This window comes from Methylobacterium sp. GXF4 (assembly GCF_000272495.1).
Taxonomy (GTDB): Bacteria; Pseudomonadota; Alphaproteobacteria; order Rhizobiales; family Beijerinckiaceae; genus Methylobacterium; species Methylobacterium brachiatum.
Genome location: NZ_AKFK01000088.1, coordinates 1 through 15,994 on the forward strand (window position 1 = coordinate 1; position 15,994 = coordinate 15,994).

Sequence of the window (15,994 nt, forward strand, 5' to 3'; positions counted from 1 at the left end):
CGGCGGTGGCGGGGGCGGAGGCCGGCGGGGCCAATCGTCGTCCGGCGGCGGTGGCGGCCGACGGCGGCGGTCGTACTCGAAGCGATCCGGCCCGGGGCGGCCGTAGATGTAGACATCCGCGTCCGGGCCAACCTGCGCGCGCACCGGGACGGGGATCAGCTGTGCCAGGGTCAGGGCGGCCAGGGCCGCGAGCGGGATCCGTTTCACCATCGTCGTCCTGCCTCGAATCGTCGCCTCTTCGTCCGGCCGCCTGTCTCGACGGAGCCCGGTCGGCCTCCTTTTGGGCGCGCTCGCTTGCGCCGAACCGGTGTCCGGGCCGGCGGCGAGCGCACGAGCGTGAATCGGATGAACCGCCGCCGAGACGGCGATCCCGGCCCCGGCCGTTGCCCGCGCCGGGTCTGACCGCTACCTACGGCCTGCCGCGAAGCCGCCGCCGTCGCACTCCGCCCGCGCCCCGCTATCCCCGAGGATCCTTTCATGGAGCTGCTCAAGCTCGCCGCCCTCGATACCGAGGACCTGACCGTGATCTCCGCGCACCTCCAGGACGCGATCCTGCGCCCGGAGGATCTGACCTACCTGGCGGGCGAGCAGCGCTTCCTGATGGTCGTGCGGCGCTTCGACTGGACCCCGGACGTCCCGCCCCGCCGGCGCCTGGCCGGGGTGCATTTTGAGCGCGTCCTGCGGGTGAAGACCCGCGGCCTGGCGCCGGGGGACGCGATGCCGATGAGCCTGCTCGCCCTGACCTTCGAGGCGACCGACGCGCCATCCGGCCATATCGACATGGTGTTCTCCGGCGGCGCCGCGGTCCGCCTGGAGGTCGAGTGCATCGAGGTCCGGATGAAGGATCTCGGCCCGGTCTGGGAGGCGGTCGCCCGCCCCGGCCACGCGATCGATCCCGAGATCGACGCCATCCCCGCCCCCGGCCCGGCGGCCTGAGACAGACGAAAGACATCCGATGGTCCGGCTCGACAGCCAAGCTCCGAATTTCGCCGCCGACTTCGCGCGGCTGCTCACCGCCAAGCGCGAGATCGCCGAGGATGTCGACGAGGCGGTCCGCGGCATCATCCACGAGGTCGTGACCCGCGGCGACGCCGCCCTGGTCGAATTCACCCGGCGCTTCGACCGACTGGGTGCGGAGTTTTCCGCGGACGCCCTGCGGATCACCGAGGCCGAGATCGACGCGGCCGTGGCGGCCTGCCCGGCCGAGGCGCTGGACGCCCTGCGCCTGGCCGCGGAGCGCATCGAGGCGTTCCACGCGCAGCAGAAGCCGCAGGATTACCGGGCGACGGACGCGCTCGGCGTGACCTCCGGCTGGCGCTGGACGGCGCTGGAATCGGTCGGCCTCTATGTGCCGGGCGGGACGGCGAGCTACCCGTCCTCGGTGCTGATGAACGCCGTGCCGGCCCGGGTCGCGGGGGTGCCGCGGATCGTCATGGTGGTGCCGACGCCCGACAACACCCTCAACCCCCTGGTGCTGGCCGCCGCCCGGCTCTCGGGGGTCCACGAGGTCTACCGGGTCGGCGGCGCCCAGGCGGTCGCGGCCCTCGCCTACGGCACCGCCAGCATCGCGCCGGTGGCGAAGGTGGTCGGCCCGGGCAATGCCTGGGTGGCAGCGGCCAAGCGCCGGGTGTTCGGCCAGGTCGGGATCGACATGATCGCCGGCCCGTCCGAGGTGCTGATCCTCGCCGACGGCCACGCCAATCCGGACTGGATCGCCGCCGATCTCCTGGCCCAGGCCGAGCACGACACCGCCGCCCAATCGGTGCTGATCACCGACAGCGCCGCGCTGGCCGAGGCGGCGGAAGCCGCCGTCGAGCGTGCGCTCACCACCCTGCCCCGGGCCGAGATCGCCCGGGCGAGCTGGCGCGATTACGGCGCGATCATACAGGTGCGGGATTTCGACGAGGCGGTGCCGCTGGTCGACCGGCTCGCCCCCGAGCACCTGGAGATCGAGACCCAGGATGCCGAGGGGCTCGCGGGCAAGATCCGCAACGCCGGGGCGATCTTCCTGGGGTCGCACACCCCGGAGGCGATCGGCGACTATGTCGGCGGCCCGAACCACGTGCTGCCCACCGCCCGCTCGGCCCGGTTCTCCTCGGGCCTCGGCGTCCTGGACTTCATGAAGCGGACGACGATTCTGGCCTGCACCCCGGAGAGCTTGCGGGCGCTCGGCCCGGCGGCGATAACGCTCGGCCGGTCGGAGGGTCTGGAGGGTCACGCCCGCTCCGTCGCGATCCGGTTGAACCTGTGAGGGTGTGGGGATGGCCGAGAAGCAGCGCGGGCCGAACCGCCTCGCCAAGGTAAGCCTGGACGAGGCGTCCATCGCCCGCGGCAACCCGGATCAGGAGCACGAGCGGGCGATCGCCCTGTTCGACATCCTGGAAGACAATTCCTTCACCATCCCGGGCCGGGAGGGGCCCTACGCGCTGACGCTGGGCCTGGTCGAGAACAAGCTGTCCTTCGCGATCAGCACGGTGGACGGCGAGCCGGTGATGACGCACCTCCTGTCGCTGACGCCGTTCCGACGGGTGATCCGCGACTACGAGATGATCTGCGAGAGCTACTACAACGCGATCCGCACCGCCTCGCCGTCGCAGATCGAGGCGATCGACATGGGCCGGCGCGGCCTGCACAACGAGGCGTCCGAGACGCTCAAGCAGCGCCTCGACGGCAAGGTCGATCTCGACCACGACACGGCGCGCCGCCTCTTCACCCTGATTTTCGCCCTGCACTGGAAAGGCTAGGGCGCCCTCCGGCCCCGAGCGGCGATGGCTGAGCCCTTTCCCGAGACCACCCCGAAGAAGCGGCGGGTGCAGTCGGTCCTGTTCATGTGCAACTACAACGCCGTGCGCTCGGCCGCGGCCGAGGCGATCGCGCGGGCCTATTTCGGCAAGTCGACCTACGTCCAGTCGGCCGGCGTCCGCTCGGGCGAGCCCACCGACCCGTTCATGATCGCGGCCCTCGACGAGGTCGGCATCGACGCGAGCCGGCACCGCCCCCGCACCGTCGAGCAGCTCGAGGATTGGGAGGGGCTGAACTTCGACCTGATCATCACGCTCTCGCCGGAGGCCCACCACCGGGCCCTCGACCTGACCCACACGATCGCGGCCGATGTCGAGTACTGGCCGACGCCGGACCCGACGCTGCTGCAGGACGCCTCCCGCGAGCAGCGCCTGGAGGCCTACCGGGACGTGCGCGACGGGCTCACCCGGCGGATCAAGGCGCGGCTGAAGACCTAGCCGCGACGCGCTCCACCCGGGACAGAAGGCAGCCGGGCCGCGCGGTGTGGACGTTGACGAAGGCCGTGCGGGGATCGTCCAGGGCGCGCAGCAGCGGCGCGTCCACCTCCGCGCCGGGACAGACATGGCCGAGGTCGTACAGGCAGAGATCCTCCGCATCGTAGGCCCGGACCGACACCAGGGCGTTGGCGCGGATGATCGGGGCGACGACGTCCGCCGCCTCGAAGCCCGGGCAGGCCTGCGCGTGCAGGAAGATCGGGCTCGGGGTCCAGTAGATGCCGCGCGGGCGCCCGAGATCGTAGGAGCCCAGCAGCATCGGCGCGCCCGGTTCGGCGCAGAGCAGGCAGCGCCGGCACGGAAATCCGCCCGCACCGGTCGCCGTCACCCGCCGCAGCGGGTTGTCGAAATCGTCGCGTCCGCTGCGGCGGAAACGGTCGGCGACGGCGGCGTCGATCGGGATGCAGCGATATCGGGTCATGGATCTCTCCGGGGCCCCGAAACCGTGCCGTCCAGCCAGCCGGAAAACGTCCCGTTCCTTGCTGCCGCGTCCCGGTTTCCCCGCCCATCGAGGGCCTGAGCCGTGCCGCCGCGACGGCCAAAACATTTCGCCAGCGAATGTAACCGGCCCGTGAATCTCCTGTCCGCGGAAAGTTCCTCACGCCCACAAATTGCTATAGTTTCCGAGACCGTCAATCGTTTCGGAAAAATCTCATGTTCAAGGCGCGATTTCTTGCAGTATCCGCCTGCGCCGGTATCTTATCTTGCGCGCCGGCAAGAGCACAATGGAGCCCCGTTGGGGGCCTATTGAATGTCGCGGTCACCCAAAACTGCACGTTGACCTCGGGAAATATCGCCACCGCGACGCGAGACGGCATGTTCCTGTGCCCGGCCCGGGCGGAGCTGGTCGACTCCCAGGTCAAGGACGCGAGCCACTTCTATGTCGTCCATGAATACGGTCTTCTGGCCATCAGGACGAACTCGGATAAGCTGGCGGATTGCTGGGCCGCGCACCAGCTCGCCCGCGCGCCCAACGGGCCGCACTACGTCAAGCAGTGGATCACGCACTGGAGCAATTACGGCATGACCCGCCCGACGCTCGGCACGCCGGCGCAGAGGATCGCCAATGTGCGGGCCTGCTGCGCCTGCGGGATCTAGCGGTGTCGCGCGATCGGGTTGCGGCCAGCTGCGCGCCCGTTGCGTCGCCCGAAGCGTGGGCGCGCCTCGGCGGCTCACCCCCGGCTGCTGACCAGCCATGCCCGGATGCGGCCGGCGAGCCTGGGCCGGGCGCGGGCGACGTCGTCATCGTCCAGGAGCGGGGAGCGCGCCAGGGCCGCGAGATAGGCCTCCTCGGCAGCGCGGCAGGCGCGGAACGCGGCATCCGCGGCGGGATCGGGATCCGTGAGCGCCGCCTGAATCCGGAAGTTGCGGCTCAGGCATTCGCGCCAGCTGCCGTGGCGCATCTCGGTTTCGCTGCCGGCGCGCGCAGGCCCGGCGACGAGCAGCAGCGCCGCGAGCAGGGCAGAGGATACGAAGGTGGCTGGCGACATGGATCGGGCACTCGGTCCAGCGGCAGAGTGCGTCCACAGGGTTAGCGAAGGGTTAAGTGAGCACCGCAATACCGGTGCAGATCACGAGCCCGCGGGCCCCCGACACGAGAAGATCCGGCGCCCGAGCGGCGCGGCCGATGCGATCAGCGGTTGGCGGTGGTGACCGGCGAGGTGACGCCGCCGAGGGAAACCCAGGCCGTGGCGTCCTGGCTCTCGCGCTTGATGAACACGTAGCCGGTCTTGTGCCACGGCACGATCGCGTTGGTCTTGTTGTCGAGAACCATATCGCCCCGGTCGGTGATCAGGGTGAGGACCGCGTGGCCCTCGCCCTTCTCGTCGATCACCACGGTCATCCGCATCGCCCGGCGGGGCAGGCCGGCCTCGGCCAGCAGGTGGCGCTTGAGCAGCTGAAAATCCTCGCAATCGCCGATGCCGTCCTCGGCGAGGTCCCAGCGGTCGGCGACGTGGAGATGCTCCATGTCGGTCTTCGGCTCGACCGACTTGTTCACCCGGCGGTTGACCGAGACGATCGTCGCCCAGATCGCCGGGGTCAGGCTGATGCGGGCGGGCTCGCTCCGGTCGACCGTGCATTCGGCCGCGTAGGCCTGGCAGAACGTCACCCAGGCCGCGATCGGGCGGGCGGCGCCCTGAGGCTCGGCCCCGAGCTGGGGGGACGGCAGGCTCGCGAAGGTCTGCGCCTGACCGGCATTGGCGCCGAGCCCGGCGAAGCACAGGGCGGCCCAGGCGAACCCGGCCAGAACGCGACGGCGGCGGGAAACCCGACGCGGCGCGGAGCTGGCGACCGAACCCTGCACCTTGGAAGCCGCGAACCGCATCGCCGTGACCCAACCGTTAAGCTCTCGTTAACGAAAGCTCTCACGCCGGGGGGCCGGCGGCAATCGGCGGCTTAACAAAAGGTTAATGCTGTGCGCAACGCGGATGGCGCGGGATTTTAACGGGCTGTGGCGCCGGCGCCCTTCGGGGTTTGGCCGACGCGCAAAATCGTGAACGTTCTCAACGCGGATCCGGTCGTTCGGCCGCTGTCACCCGGGTGCCGCATCCGCGAAAATCTGTGGGCGGCCGGCGACCACGGGGCGTCACCTACGGCGCATGCACCGCCATCCATAGCGTAGGGAGCGCGGCGGGGCTCAGCCGGATGCCTTGGAGGCGGCGAGCAGCAGCGTCCGAAATCGGGGCCCCACCATGCCGGCCTGCTGTGTCTCTGAACGCAAAAAATCCGCCCGATGACCGGGCGTCTCGCGAGGAGCGCCCGCGCCGGGACCATTGCCACGGGGGCGGTCGGCGTTGCGTGCCGGGTCGGCCGTGCTAAGTCGCCGTCGCTTGACAGCCGGTAAGGAATGTCCGTGCGCGCGACCGCCCCCCTCATCCTCACCCTGTTCCTCGCCCTGATGCCCCGCCCCGCGCTTTCGGCGCCGGACGAGGCCGTCTACGCGGCGGTGAAGGCCCAGAACGACCCGTATCGCGAGACGCTGAAGGGGTTGGTCGACGTCGATACCGGCACCGGCCAGGTGCCGGACCTCGGAAAGGTCGAGGCGACCCTGCGGGGGCGGCTCGAGGCGCTGGGCTTCTCGGTGGAGGCCCGTCCCGCGCCGGCGCTGGGCGGCAACACCCTGGTCGCGACCAAGCCGGGCAAGGGCCAGCGCCGGATCATGATGCTGGTGCATTACGACACCGTGTTCGGCGAGGGCGACGCCGCCAAGCGGCCGTACACCGAGCGCGACGGCCGCGCCTACGGTCCGGGCGTCGCCGACGCGAAGGGCGGCGTGGCGATGGTCCTGCACACCGTGGCCGCGCTGAACGCCCTGCATTTCGACGGCTACGGCACCCTCACGGTCGTGTTCAATCCCGACGAGGAGCGCGGGTCGCCCGGCTCCCGGGCCGAGATCGGCAAGGTCGCGCGCGGGCAGGACGTCGTCCTCTCGTTCGAACCCTCCTTCGATGAGGCGGGCGTGGATGCGGTCACGGTGGCGACCAAAGGCATCAACTACGCGAGCCTGACGGTGAAGGGCCGCGCCTCGCATGCCGGCGGGGCGCCGGAGGCCGGGCGCAACGCCGTCGTGGAGATCGCCCACCAGATCCTGCAGCTCCAGGATCTGGGCGACGCCGACAAGGGGACGAGCCTGCACTGGACCACCGTCCAGGGCGGCACGAAGCCGAACATCATCCCGGACGCCGCGAAGGCGGAGGGCGACATGCGCTACTTCGTGCCGAGCGAGTATGACCGCGTCCTGGCCCAGGCCCGGACGATCATCGAGCGGCACCGCGTGCCCGACACCGAGGTGCGCTTCGACCTCGCCAAGGGCCGGCCACCGCTGCCGCGCAACCCGGCCACGCAGGACCTCGGCGCGCGTGCCCGCGCGATCTACGCGGAGCTGGGCGCCGATCTGAAGCTCGCCGAGATCGGGGGCGGCACGGATGCGGGCTACGCCTTCCAGCCGGACAGCCCGGGCAAACCGGCGATCCTGGAATCCCTCGGCATCGTCGGCGGACGCTACCACAGCGCCGACGAGTTCGCGGTGCTGGCGAGCATCACGCCCCGTCTCTATCTCGCCACCCGGCTCGTCATGGAGGCGTCGAAGGCGGACGGGACCAAGGACGGGACCAAGTAGGCCTCCGCCGCGCTCCCGGCTCGCGCACGCCCCCGCCGAAGCGGGCACCGGTCCGGCGGGCGGATCCGATCAGATCCGCCGATCGGAATCCAGGCCCTGCAGCGGACGTCCGCCCTCGGCATTGTCCCGGTCGAGGCGCCCCACGACGCCCCGTTGCGCAGATCGGTTGTGCACGACATACTCCCGTCAAGACTCTTGAAGAGCGCGCGGAAAGTGCGCCGAGGGGACACCAGGGGATGGAACGTGGCTCAAGGACCGGGAGTGCGCCGCCATCTGTGCGGCATCTGGACCGCCTGGTCGGAGGCGGCATCGCCGGACGCCGCGGTTGGTGAGGTCGCGCGGGCGATCAATACCCCTTCCCTGTCCCAGGTCGTCGCGTTCTTCTCGGCCGATTACGATCCCGAGATCCTGGCCGCCGCCCTGGAGGCCCGGTTTCCGGGCGTGCCGGTCGCGGGCTGCTCGATGTCGGGCGGCATCGCGCCGTCCGGCGGCCTCGACCGGGGCCTCGTGGTCATCGCGTTCCCGGCCGAGCGCTTCCGCATCGTCTCGACCGTGCTCGCCGCCATCGACCAGCTCGATGTCGAGCGCACCGCCTCTTCCGTGCGCGCCCTGCGCCGGACCCTCGATCCCCCCGGCGCCTGCCGCGAGGCCGAGGCGCCGGCGGCCGGCGGCCGCTTCGCGCTGTCGCTGATCGACGGGCTCGCCAACGCGGAGGAGACCGTCGTCTCGGCCATCGCCTGGGCCCTCGACGGCATCCCGATCGTCGGCGGCTCGGCCGGCGATGATTTGCGCTTCCGCGACGCGGTGCTTCTGCATGGCGGCCGGATCCACCGCAAGGCGGCGGTGCTGGTGCTGGTCGAGACCGATTGGCCGTTCGAGATCTTCAAGAGCGACAATTTCGAGCCGACCCAGACCAAGTTCGTGGTCACCGCCTCGGACAGCGAGCGCCGCACCGTCCACGAGCTCAACGCCGAGCCGGCGGCGCGGGAATACGCGATGGCGATCGGCCTCGACCCCGAGGGCCTGTCGCCGATGAGCTTCGCGGCCTACCCGCTCGCCGTGAAGGTCGGGGGCGAGTATTTCTGCCGCTCGATCCGCCGCGTGAACCCGGACGGGTCGCTGAGCTTCTTCTGCGCCATCGACGAGGGCGTGGTGCTGACGCTGGCCGAGCCGCGCGACATCGTCACCTCCACCCGGGCCGAGCTGACGCGGCTCGACACGGCGCTGGGCGGCGTCGACCTGATCATCGGCTTCGAATGCGTGCTGCGCCGGCTCGATGCCGAGAGCCGTCAGGTGGGCCACGGCATCGCCGACCTCTACCGCCGCTACAACGTCGTCGGCTTCGAGACCTTCGGCGAGCAGTACCGGGCCATGCACCTGAACCAGACCTTCACCGGCATCGCCATCGGCAAGGGGCTGAACGCGCGCGACGGCGCCGGCGACGCCCCGGCCGCGCCATGACCCTGCACCCGTCCGGGCTCGAGACCGACGCGTCCCTGCGCCGGCGGATCGAGAAGCTGGAGCGGATCAACGCCGCGCTGATGTCCCATGTCGAGCGCAGCATGGATCAGCGCGGCAGCGCCTACTCGCTGTTCCAGACCGCGATCATGCTGGAGGGGCGCGTCCGCACCCGCACCGAGGAGCTGACCGGGCTGATGCACCGCCTGGAGCGCTCGAACGCGGCGCTGGCGGCGGCCAAGGAGGAGGCGGAGACCGCCAACCGCTCCAAGACCCGCTTCCTGGCGGCGGCGAGCCACGACCTGCTGCAGCCCGTCAACGCCGCCCGCCTGTCGATCTCGGCGCTGGACGACCTGCCGCTGCCGCCCGAGGCGCGCGCCATCACGGGCCAGGTCGAGCGGGGTCTCCAGACCATCGAGGACCTGATCAAGACGCTCCTGGACATCTCCAAGCTCGATGCCGGCATCGTCCGGCCGCAGCTGCAGGCGGTCTTCCTGCCCGACCTGCTGGCGGAGCTGGCGGAGCGCTTCAAGCCCTTCGCCGAGCGCAAGGGCCTGCGGCTCGCGGTGCGCTGCCCGCAGCTGACCGTCACCAGCGACGTGATGCTGCTTCAGCGCATCCTCCAGAACCTGGTCTCGAATGCCATCCGCTACACCGCCACCGGCGGCATCGTGCTGGCGGCGCGCCGGCGCGCCGGTGGGGTGCGGATCGACGTGACCGATACCGGCTGCGGCATCGCCGCCGAGGAGCGCGACCTGGTCTTCGAGGAGTTCTTCCGGGGCGGCGCCCGGACGAGCAGCGCGGAGGAGCCGGGCCTCGGCCTCGGCCTGTCGATCGTCCGCCGGATGGCCCAGGCGCTGGACCATCCCCTCACCCTCGCATCCCGGCCCGGCCACGGGACCCGGGTGACGCTCGGCCTGCCGATGAGCTCGGTCCCGGCTGCCACGGCGCCCCCGGTGCCGGTGGCGACCCGGCTCTCGGGCGCCCATGTCCTCGTGGTCGAGAATGACGCCGCCACGGCCGACGCCATGGCGCGCCTGCTGCAGAACTGGGATGCCCGGGTCTCGACCTTCCGGGATCTCGCCGGCGTGCGCGGGGCGATCGAGGCCGGGGCCGCGCTGCCCGACATCCTGGTGCTGGACTACCATCTCGACGACGGCGCTTGCGGGCTCGACGTCGCCGCCTATCTGCGCGGCCGATCTGCGCGGCCGCTCCCCGCGATCGTCACCACCGCCGACCATTCCGAAGCGATCGAGGCGCGGGTGGCGGAGGCCGACGCCGAGCTGGTCCACAAGCCGGTCAAGCCCGCCCAGCTCCGCTCATTGCTCACCTACATGCTGGCCTGACGAACAATCCCGTCCGCGCCGTGACATAGGACACGCCGCAGCCCTCGACGCTGTGCCGCGGCTGCGCGAGAGGGAACCGGCATCCGCGGTGCATCTGCACCCGGGTCTCCCCACGCAATCGACGTCGCCGGCCCTCCGGGACGCCGCAGGAGCGCGCGCATGGCGCAGGTCCCGGCCGGTACAGGCGTCCCCGCCCAGCATGACGGCCTGCCGCCGCGGGAGCGGGTCCTGGCGATGGCGGCGATCGGGCTGGCCATGACCATGGCGGTGCTCGACGGGGCGATCGTCAACGTCGCGCTGCCCGTGATGGCCAAGGACCTCGCGGTGAAGCCCGCCGACGCGATCTTCGTGGTCAACGCCTACCAGATCGCCGTGACGGCGAGCCTCCTGCCCTTCGCGTCGCTCGGCGACATCTTCGGCTTCCGCCGGGTCTACCTGCCGGGGCTCGCTCTGTTCGTGGCGGCCTCGCTCGCCTGCGCGCTGGCGCCGAGCCTGCCGCTCTTGATCGTCGGGCGGATCGTCCAGGGGCTCGGCGCCGCGGCGATCATGAGCGTCAATATCGGCTTCGTCCGGTTCATCTACCCGCACCGGATGATCGGCCAGGGGGTCGCCAACGTCGCCCTGGTGGTGGCGGTGGCCTCGGCGGCGGGGCCGACCGTGGCGGCCGCGATCCTGTCGGTGGCGAGCTGGCCCTGGCTGTTCCTGGTCAACGTCCCGGTGGGGCTGCTCGCCCTGGCGGTGGCCACGCGCACCCTGCCGGCGACCCCGGCGAGCGGGCGGCGCTTCGACCTGGTGAGCGCGGTCCTCAACGCGCTGACCTTCGGCCTGCTGATCATCGGCATCGACGGGCTCGGCGACCCCGAGGGCCGGGCGATCGCCGTCGCGGAACTCGTCGGCGCCCTGGTGATCGGCACGGTCTTCGTGCGCCGCCAGATCCGGCTGCCCGCCCCGCTCCTGCCGGTGGACCTGCTGCGGATCCCCGCCTTCGCCCTGTCGATGGCGACCTCGGTGGCCTCGTTCTGCGCCCAGATGGTGTCCTACGTCGCGCTGCCGTTCTACTTCCAGGACGTGCTGCACCTTTCCAGCACCCAGACCGGCTTCCTGCTCACCCCCTGGCCGATCGCGGTGGCCGCGATGGCGCCGATCTCGGGGCGCCTGGCCGACCGCTACCCGCCGGGGCTGTTGGGCGGCATCGGGTTGGCGATGCTGGCCGCCGGCCTCGTCTGCGTGACGCTCCTGCCCGAGGCGCCCGCCACCATCGACATCGTCTGGCGCCTGACCCTGTGCGGGCTCGGCTTCGGCCTGTTCCAGTCGCCCAACAACAAGGTGATCGTCACCTCGGCGCCGCGGGAGCGCGCCGGCGGGGCCAGCGGGATGCAATCGACGGCCCGGCTCACCGGACAATCGCTCGGCGCCGCCCTCGTGGCGGTTATCTTCGGGCTGACCCACGGGCTGGGCGCCGAACGGGCCGTCACCTGGTCCCTCGTCTGCGCGGTGGCGCTCGCCACGATCGGCGGCTGCGCCAGCGTCCTGCGGCGGGGTAAGAGCGGTTAGGCGGGCCCGGCATGCCACCGACCGGCCCGGCGCGCGTTGGCCGGAGATCCACAATCCCGCGTTCCCAGCCCCGGAGCCTCCGTCCATGGATCTCGACCTCACCGGCAAGAAGGCCCTCGTCACCGGCTCGACCGGCGGCATCGGCTACGCCATCGCCAAGGAACTCTGCGACCTCGGCGCCGAGGTCGGCATCAACGGCCGCACCGCCGAGCGCGTCGAGGCGGCGCTGACCCGGCTGCGCGCCGAGACCAAGGCCGGCCGCGTCTTCGCGGCGCCGGCCGACGTCGCCAGCGCCGAGGGGGTCGATGCCCTGACCCGGGCGCTGCCGGCGGTGGACATCCTGGTCAACAACACCGGGATCTTCGAGCCGAAGCCGTTCTTCGAGATCCCGGACGCGGATTGGCAGCGCTTCTACGACGTGAACGTGATGAGCGGCGTGCGCCTGTCCCGCGCCTACGCGCCGGCCATGGCCGAGCGCGGCTGGGGCCGCGTGATCTTCATCTCGAGCGAGTCCGGCATCAACACGCCGACCGAGATGGTCCATTACGGGATGACCAAGACCGCGCAGCTGGCGATCTCGCGCGGCCTCGCCCAGACGGTGGCCGGCACCGGCGTGACGGTCAACAGCGTGCTGCCCGGGCCGACCCTGTCGGAGGGCGTCGCGGAATTCATGACGCAGATGGCCGGAGGGGCCAAGGATGCCGACCTCGACGCGATGGGCCGGGCCTTCGTGGCCGAGCATCGCCCGTCGTCGCTGATCAAGCGTCTCGCGACGGTGGAGGAGGTGGCGAGCCTCGTCGCCTATCTCTGCAGCCCAGCAGCGAGCGCCACGACGGGCGCTGCGCTGCGGGTGGATGGCGGTGTCCTGCAAGGTCTCGCGTAGACCGCCTCGGGCGAAACGGTCATCGGCTCGGGGCCGTCCGGCCCCGTTTGATCGCGCGCCACCGGTCCGGCGTAAGCGCCGGACACGGGCTTAGCCGATCAAGACTTCAGGTGAGCCGCGAGATGCTTGTTCATCTCGAACATGGAGCACTTGTCCTTACCGAAGACCTTCTTGAGCTTGTCGTCGGCGAGGATCTCGCGCTTGTTCTCGGGGTTCTGCAGGTTGTGCTTCTTGATGTAGTCCCACACCTTGCTGACCACCTCGCCGCGCGGCAGCGGGTTGGTGCCGACGATCGCGCCGAGATCCGCCGACGGCTTTAGCGGCTGCTGCAGGGCGTTCGGCTTCGCACCGGCGGCCTTGGTGGCGGCAGGCTTGGCAGCCTTCGCGGGCGCGGCCTTGGCGGCCTTCGGCTCGTCAGCCTTCGTGGTCTTGGCCGCCTTCGGCGCAGCCTTCTCGGTCTTCGTGGCCATAAACTTCCTCCGGTTCTCGGGCCGCAGGCCGGGGCATGAGCGCCCCACGGCCGAGCCAGCATAGCAGCAACTAAGCGGTGCTGCCGCCGTTCCAAGGGGAAATCGCCTTCGCGGGGCCCTCATCCACAGGGCACGCGCGGAAATCCACACCGGAACCGGCCGATCTGCACCGCCGCGCAGAACATTCCGTCGGCCTTGCGCGCGCGAAACCTGATCTTAACGGTGGCGCGCGAGAAATACAGTCATGTTTACCCCGGTCCTCGCGCTCGCGCTGTTGCTCGCCACCGGACTCGTGCTCGGTCTTGGTCTGAGTGTCCGGGCCGAACCGGCCGCGTCCGGCCTGGAACCGCCCCGCGGGCTGGTCTGAAGCGTCCGGGATTGCCGCGCCGCGCCGTCCGGTGCATCTGCCCGCGAGCATGATCGATCCCATCACCTCCACCACCCTGGAAAGCACCGCGCACGTCGTCCAGGTGGCGCTGAGCCCGGTCTTCCTGCTGTCCGGCCTGGCGACGCTGCTCAACGTGTTCGGCGCCCGGCTCGCCCGGGTCGCCGATCAGGCCGAGCGCGTCTCGACGCTGTTGGCCGGGGCCGGCGAGGCGGAGCGCATCGTCCTGGGCCAGCGCCTCGACCGGCTGCACACGCGCTCGCTCGCGCTGGATGCGGCGGTGTTTTTGGCCGCCCTCGGGGGCGTGGCGACCTGCGGCTCCGTGTTGACGCTGTTCGTCGGCGCCCTGCGCGACAGCACCGTGGCGAGCCTGCTGTTCGGCCTGTTCGGGGCCGCGATCCTGTGCACGCTCTGCGCGCTCATCGCCTTCGGCTTCGAGATGCTGCTGGCGAGCCGCTCGGTGCGGGACCGGATCAACCAGCGCCGGGCCAATGCCGGGATGCTCGCGGATCTTTAGGGCGACCGGAACCCGCTCCCGCCCCGGCGTTTAGTCACCAGGGCCGGGGGAACGTCCGGCCCGGTCTGCGTAACCCGGGAGTCACCATGCCGACGGATCTGCCCACCGAGCGCACCGTGAGAAAGACGGGCACCCTGGAGCTCGATCCCACCGGCGAGGGTATCGCCATCGACGAGACCGCCCGCCTGATCGCCTCGAACAAGGTCGAGGGCACGGCCGTCTACGACCGTGAGGGGAAGCACCTCGGGGCCGTGTACAACTTCATGGTGGATAAGGTCACCGGCCAGGTCGCTTACGCGGTCCTGGCCTTCGGGGGCTTCCTCGGCCTCGGCGAGAACCATCACCCCCTGCCCTGGAAGGCGTTGACCTACAGCACCGAACTCGGGGGCTACGTGGTCGACATCGATCCGGGCAACCTCGCCGGCGCCCCGAGCCACGGCCCGGGCGAGGATGCCTTCGCCGACCCGAACTACCGCGGGAAGATCGAGGATTATTACGGGGTGCGCGCGCCGACCCTGTGAGCCGGGGGGCGCGGGCGACCGGCGCGACCTCTCAGCAGTTGCCGGGCGTTCACACATCGCTGCCCGATGAGCGCTGCGGCTACCCCCGAGCGCGCCTCCCTCCCCCCCACGGGGAGGAGAAGCGCCGCCGGTTTGCCCGCCCCGCGCCCTTAGAACTTCCCGCCGAGGCCGACGCTGCCGCCGGGCGAGAGCATCGGGCCCATCGAGCTGCTGCCGGAGCCGCTCGACGCGTTGCCGCCCTCGATATCCTCGCGCCGGATCCGACGCTCGGCGGCGCTGGCCGATTGCGTCGCGCCGCCGGCGCTCCTGGGGATCGCGAGCTGCTTCGTCGGGGTGGTCTGGAGCGGCTGGCCGTCGGGATCGACCGCGGCGTTGCGCGGCTCGCGGTTGGGCAGGGACCCGCGCAGCGACGGCGGCAGCCCGACATCCGAGGCCGGCATCACGCCGCCCCCGCCGCCGAGCGCCTGACAGCCGGCCACCAGGCCGACCAGGGCGGCGCCGAGCGCGAGGCTGCGCGCCGCGGCGCGTCCCGACGAGGTGAGGGTCGACATCGTGTAGTCCTCGCAAGGGGCCGCAAGGGTCTGCGCGGCTCGCATGGGTTTCTGGTCCGCTGTCTACGCTGGGGTTGCGGCGAAAACCAGACACCCCCTCTGCGGCGCGGAACTTGCGGCCCGGCCGCGACGATCCATAACTTCGCCCAGGTCCTGCGACAGGATGCTCTCCGCAGGCGGGGTCGCGCCGGCGGCGGGCCCGAATCCGGCCGATACGGTCGCGGTCGTGCCGGCGCGTCGGCCCGGCCCGGCCCTTCCTCAGAGGATGTAGCGTGTTCAGAACCTCCCGGATGATCGCGGCTGTGACGCTCGCCCTGTGGGCGTCCGGCGTTGCGGCGCAGGCCCCGTCCAGCCCGGGCGATGGTGCATCCGGCCAAGCCCCGCCCCAGGCCTCGCCGCCGAGCCCGCCGGTCGCGCCGCCGGCCCCGGGCGCGACCACGGGAACCGCGCCCGCGACGCCCCCCGCCCCCGCCACGCCGGCGGCCCCGGCGAACGCCGCGCAGCAACAGCAGCAGCAGGGAACCCCAGCGACGGTCCTCGACACCCAGGATTACGAGAGCCTGCTCGGCCGCAGCGTGCGCAGCGCCGGCGGCGACGAGCTGGGCCGCGTCATCGACATCATCATCGACAAGGACGGGCATCCCCGGGCGGCGATCATCGATTTCGGCGGCTTCCTCGGCGTCGGCACCCGCAAGATCGCCGTGGATTGGCGCGCCCTGCGCTTCACCCCCGACGGCAACAAGGAGCGCAAGCTCTCGGTCGCGCTGACCCGCAACCAGGTCCGCGTCTCGCCCGAATACAAGGCCGGCGAGCCGATCGTCGTGCTCGGCCCGGCGAGCCCGGCCGCGCCCCCGCCCGACGGCGACCAGGCGACGAGTGCGGCGCCGCCCGCC

20 protein-coding genes are annotated in these 15,994 nt (G+C 71.3%); 14 read left to right on the top strand and 6 right to left on the bottom strand.

All coding sequences use genetic code 11. The features are described from left to right. The coding region (locus tag WYO_RS25205) for a hypothetical protein (RefSeq protein WP_007567954.1) at positions 1-210 on the bottom strand (210 nt) is incomplete at its 3' end. 267 nt (positions 211-477) lie between these two features. Here WYO_RS25205 and WYO_RS25210 point away from each other — a divergent pair. From WYO_RS25210 to WYO_RS25225, 4 genes are read left to right on the top strand one after another with little or no spacing between them, the layout of a single operon-like run. After that, entirely contained in the window at positions 478-936 is a 459-nt protein-coding gene (locus tag WYO_RS25210) for a DUF2948 family protein (protein WP_007567957.1), read from the top strand. Positions 937-955: 19 nt separating this feature from the next. Continuing rightward, a complete protein-coding gene (gene hisD / locus WYO_RS25215; protein WP_007567959.1) occupies positions 956-2,251 on the top strand; it encodes a histidinol dehydrogenase in 1,296 nt (431 codons plus the stop codon). A gap of 10 nt (positions 2,252-2,261) precedes the next feature. After that, positions 2,262-2,744 (top strand): UPF0262 family protein, encoded by a 483-nt coding sequence (locus tag WYO_RS25220; protein ID WP_007567961.1) that lies wholly within the window; start codon positions 2,262-2,264, stop codon positions 2,742-2,744. A gap of 24 nt (positions 2,745-2,768) precedes the next feature. Continuing rightward, the gene (locus WYO_RS25225; RefSeq protein WP_007567963.1) at positions 2,769-3,239 is read left to right on the top strand and encodes a low molecular weight phosphatase family protein; all 471 of its coding nucleotides are present in this window, start codon (positions 2,769-2,771) and stop codon (positions 3,237-3,239) included. Here the strand turns inward: WYO_RS25225 and WYO_RS25230 are convergent. Continuing rightward, positions 3,217-3,717, bottom strand: a complete 501-nt coding sequence (locus WYO_RS25230; protein WP_007567965.1) for a DUF1203 domain-containing protein — start codon at positions 3,715-3,717, stop codon at positions 3,217-3,219. The two genes, WYO_RS25225 and WYO_RS25230, sit on opposite strands and share 23 nt — an antisense overlap. Before the next feature lie 356 nt (positions 3,718-4,073). On the opposite strand from WYO_RS25230, the gene WYO_RS25235 reads away from it, so the two are divergent. Then, positions 4,074-4,394: a hypothetical protein gene (locus WYO_RS25235; protein ID WP_128755087.1), complete on the top strand. Its 321-nt coding sequence runs from the start codon at positions 4,074-4,076 to the stop codon at positions 4,392-4,394. Positions 4,395-4,468: 74 nt separating this feature from the next. Here the strand turns inward: WYO_RS25235 and WYO_RS25240 are convergent, their stop codons facing one another. Together WYO_RS25240 and WYO_RS25245 are read right to left on the bottom strand one after the other, a co-directional pair. Then, positions 4,469-4,786 carry a hypothetical protein gene (locus WYO_RS25240; RefSeq protein ID WP_007567969.1) on the bottom strand — a complete coding sequence of 106 codons (318 nt, stop codon included), beginning with the start codon at positions 4,784-4,786 and terminating at the stop codon, positions 4,469-4,471. A gap of 143 nt (positions 4,787-4,929) precedes the next feature. Next, positions 4,930-5,622 (bottom strand): transglutaminase-like cysteine peptidase, encoded by a 693-nt coding sequence (locus WYO_RS25245; protein WP_007567971.1) that lies wholly within the window; start codon positions 5,620-5,622, stop codon positions 4,930-4,932. A gap of 528 nt (positions 5,623-6,150) precedes the next feature. Here WYO_RS25245 and WYO_RS25250 point away from each other — a divergent pair. The 5 genes from WYO_RS25250 (at position 6,151) to WYO_RS25270 (ending at position 12,657) form a co-directional block, all read left to right on the top strand. Continuing rightward, a complete protein-coding gene (locus tag WYO_RS25250) occupies positions 6,151-7,416 on the top strand; it encodes a glutamate carboxypeptidase (protein WP_007567973.1) in 1,266 nt (421 codons plus the stop codon). Between the two features lie 243 nt (positions 7,417-7,659). Then, the gene (locus WYO_RS25255; RefSeq protein WP_047170942.1) at positions 7,660-8,877 is read left to right on the top strand and encodes an FIST N-terminal domain-containing protein; all 1,218 of its coding nucleotides are present in this window, start codon (positions 7,660-7,662) and stop codon (positions 8,875-8,877) included. Further along, positions 8,874-10,220 (top strand): hybrid sensor histidine kinase/response regulator, encoded by a 1,347-nt coding sequence (locus tag WYO_RS25260; protein ID WP_007567977.1) that lies wholly within the window; start codon positions 8,874-8,876, stop codon positions 10,218-10,220. The genes WYO_RS25255 and WYO_RS25260 overlap by 4 nt, the downstream gene beginning before the upstream one ends. A gap of 159 nt (positions 10,221-10,379) precedes the next feature. Next, positions 10,380-11,774: an MFS transporter gene (locus tag WYO_RS25265; protein ID WP_007567979.1), complete on the top strand. Its 1,395-nt coding sequence runs from the start codon at positions 10,380-10,382 to the stop codon at positions 11,772-11,774. A gap of 85 nt (positions 11,775-11,859) precedes the next feature. Continuing rightward, a complete protein-coding gene (locus WYO_RS25270) occupies positions 11,860-12,657 on the top strand; it encodes an SDR family NAD(P)-dependent oxidoreductase (protein WP_007567985.1) in 798 nt (265 codons plus the stop codon). A gap of 98 nt (positions 12,658-12,755) precedes the next feature. On the opposite strand, the gene WYO_RS25275 is transcribed toward WYO_RS25270, so the two are convergent. After that, positions 12,756-13,127 carry an SWIB/MDM2 domain-containing protein gene (locus WYO_RS25275; RefSeq protein ID WP_007567987.1) on the bottom strand — a complete coding sequence of 124 codons (372 nt, stop codon included), beginning with the start codon at positions 13,125-13,127 and terminating at the stop codon, positions 12,756-12,758. 244 nt (positions 13,128-13,371) lie between these two features. Between WYO_RS25275 and WYO_RS32435 the strand changes: the two genes are divergently transcribed. The 3 genes from WYO_RS32435 to WYO_RS25285 all read left to right on the top strand — a co-directional run bounded on the left by WYO_RS32435 (position 13,372) and on the right by WYO_RS25285 (position 14,550). Beyond that, positions 13,372-13,494 (top strand): hypothetical protein, encoded by a 123-nt coding sequence (locus WYO_RS32435; RefSeq protein WP_007567989.1) that lies wholly within the window; start codon positions 13,372-13,374, stop codon positions 13,492-13,494. Between the two features lie 49 nt (positions 13,495-13,543). Then, a complete protein-coding gene (locus tag WYO_RS25280) occupies positions 13,544-14,029 on the top strand; it encodes a DUF2721 domain-containing protein (protein ID WP_007567991.1) in 486 nt (161 codons plus the stop codon). A gap of 86 nt (positions 14,030-14,115) precedes the next feature. Next, entirely contained in the window at positions 14,116-14,550 is a 435-nt protein-coding gene (locus WYO_RS25285) for a PRC-barrel domain-containing protein (protein WP_007567993.1), read from the top strand. A 149-nt stretch (positions 14,551-14,699) separates the two neighbouring features. Here the strand turns inward: WYO_RS25285 and WYO_RS25290 are convergent, their stop codons facing one another. Continuing rightward, entirely contained in the window at positions 14,700-15,101 is a 402-nt protein-coding gene (locus tag WYO_RS25290) for a hypothetical protein (RefSeq protein ID WP_039904165.1), read from the bottom strand. Between the two features lie 290 nt (positions 15,102-15,391). Between WYO_RS25290 and WYO_RS25295 the strand changes: the two genes are divergently transcribed. Then, positions 15,392-15,994 (top strand): PRC-barrel domain-containing protein (locus WYO_RS25295; protein ID WP_039904167.1); only part of this gene is annotated, 603 nt, incomplete at its 3' end.

Excerpts from the sequence above, each read along its gene's own strand:
- WYO_RS25225 (WP_007567963.1), top strand. The coding sequence starts at position 2,769 with ATGGCTGAGCCCTTTCCCGAGACCACCCCGAAGAAGCGGCGGGTGCAG.
- WYO_RS32435 (WP_007567989.1), top strand. The coding sequence starts at position 13,372 with ATGTTTACCCCGGTCCTCGCGCTCGCGCTGTTGCTCGCCACCGGACTC.
- WYO_RS25280 (WP_007567991.1), top strand. The coding sequence starts at position 13,544 with ATGATCGATCCCATCACCTCCACCACCCTGGAAAGCACCGCGCACGTC.
- WYO_RS25210 (WP_007567957.1), top strand. The coding sequence starts at position 478 with ATGGAGCTGCTCAAGCTCGCCGCCCTCGATACCGAGGACCTGACCGTG.
- WYO_RS25230 (WP_007567965.1), bottom strand. The coding sequence starts at position 3,717 with ATGACCCGATATCGCTGCATCCCGATCGACGCCGCCGTCGCCGACCGT.
- hisD (WP_007567959.1), top strand. The coding sequence starts at position 956 with ATGGTCCGGCTCGACAGCCAAGCTCCGAATTTCGCCGCCGACTTCGCG.
- WYO_RS25265 (WP_007567979.1), top strand. The coding sequence starts at position 10,380 with ATGGCGCAGGTCCCGGCCGGTACAGGCGTCCCCGCCCAGCATGACGGC.
- WYO_RS25260 (WP_007567977.1), top strand. The coding sequence starts at position 8,874 with ATGACCCTGCACCCGTCCGGGCTCGAGACCGACGCGTCCCTGCGCCGG.
- WYO_RS25220 (WP_007567961.1), top strand. The coding sequence starts at position 2,262 with ATGGCCGAGAAGCAGCGCGGGCCGAACCGCCTCGCCAAGGTAAGCCTG.
- WYO_RS25245 (WP_007567971.1), bottom strand. The coding sequence starts at position 5,622 with ATGCGGTTCGCGGCTTCCAAGGTGCAGGGTTCGGTCGCCAGCTCCGCG.
- WYO_RS25275 (WP_007567987.1), bottom strand. The coding sequence starts at position 13,127 with ATGGCCACGAAGACCGAGAAGGCTGCGCCGAAGGCGGCCAAGACCACG.
- WYO_RS25270 (WP_007567985.1), top strand. The coding sequence starts at position 11,860 with ATGGATCTCGACCTCACCGGCAAGAAGGCCCTCGTCACCGGCTCGACC.
- WYO_RS25290 (WP_039904165.1), bottom strand. The coding sequence starts at position 15,101 with ATGTCGACCCTCACCTCGTCGGGACGCGCCGCGGCGCGCAGCCTCGCG.
- WYO_RS25285 (WP_007567993.1), top strand. The coding sequence starts at position 14,116 with ATGCCGACGGATCTGCCCACCGAGCGCACCGTGAGAAAGACGGGCACC.
- WYO_RS25240 (WP_007567969.1), bottom strand. The coding sequence starts at position 4,786 with ATGTCGCCAGCCACCTTCGTATCCTCTGCCCTGCTCGCGGCGCTGCTG.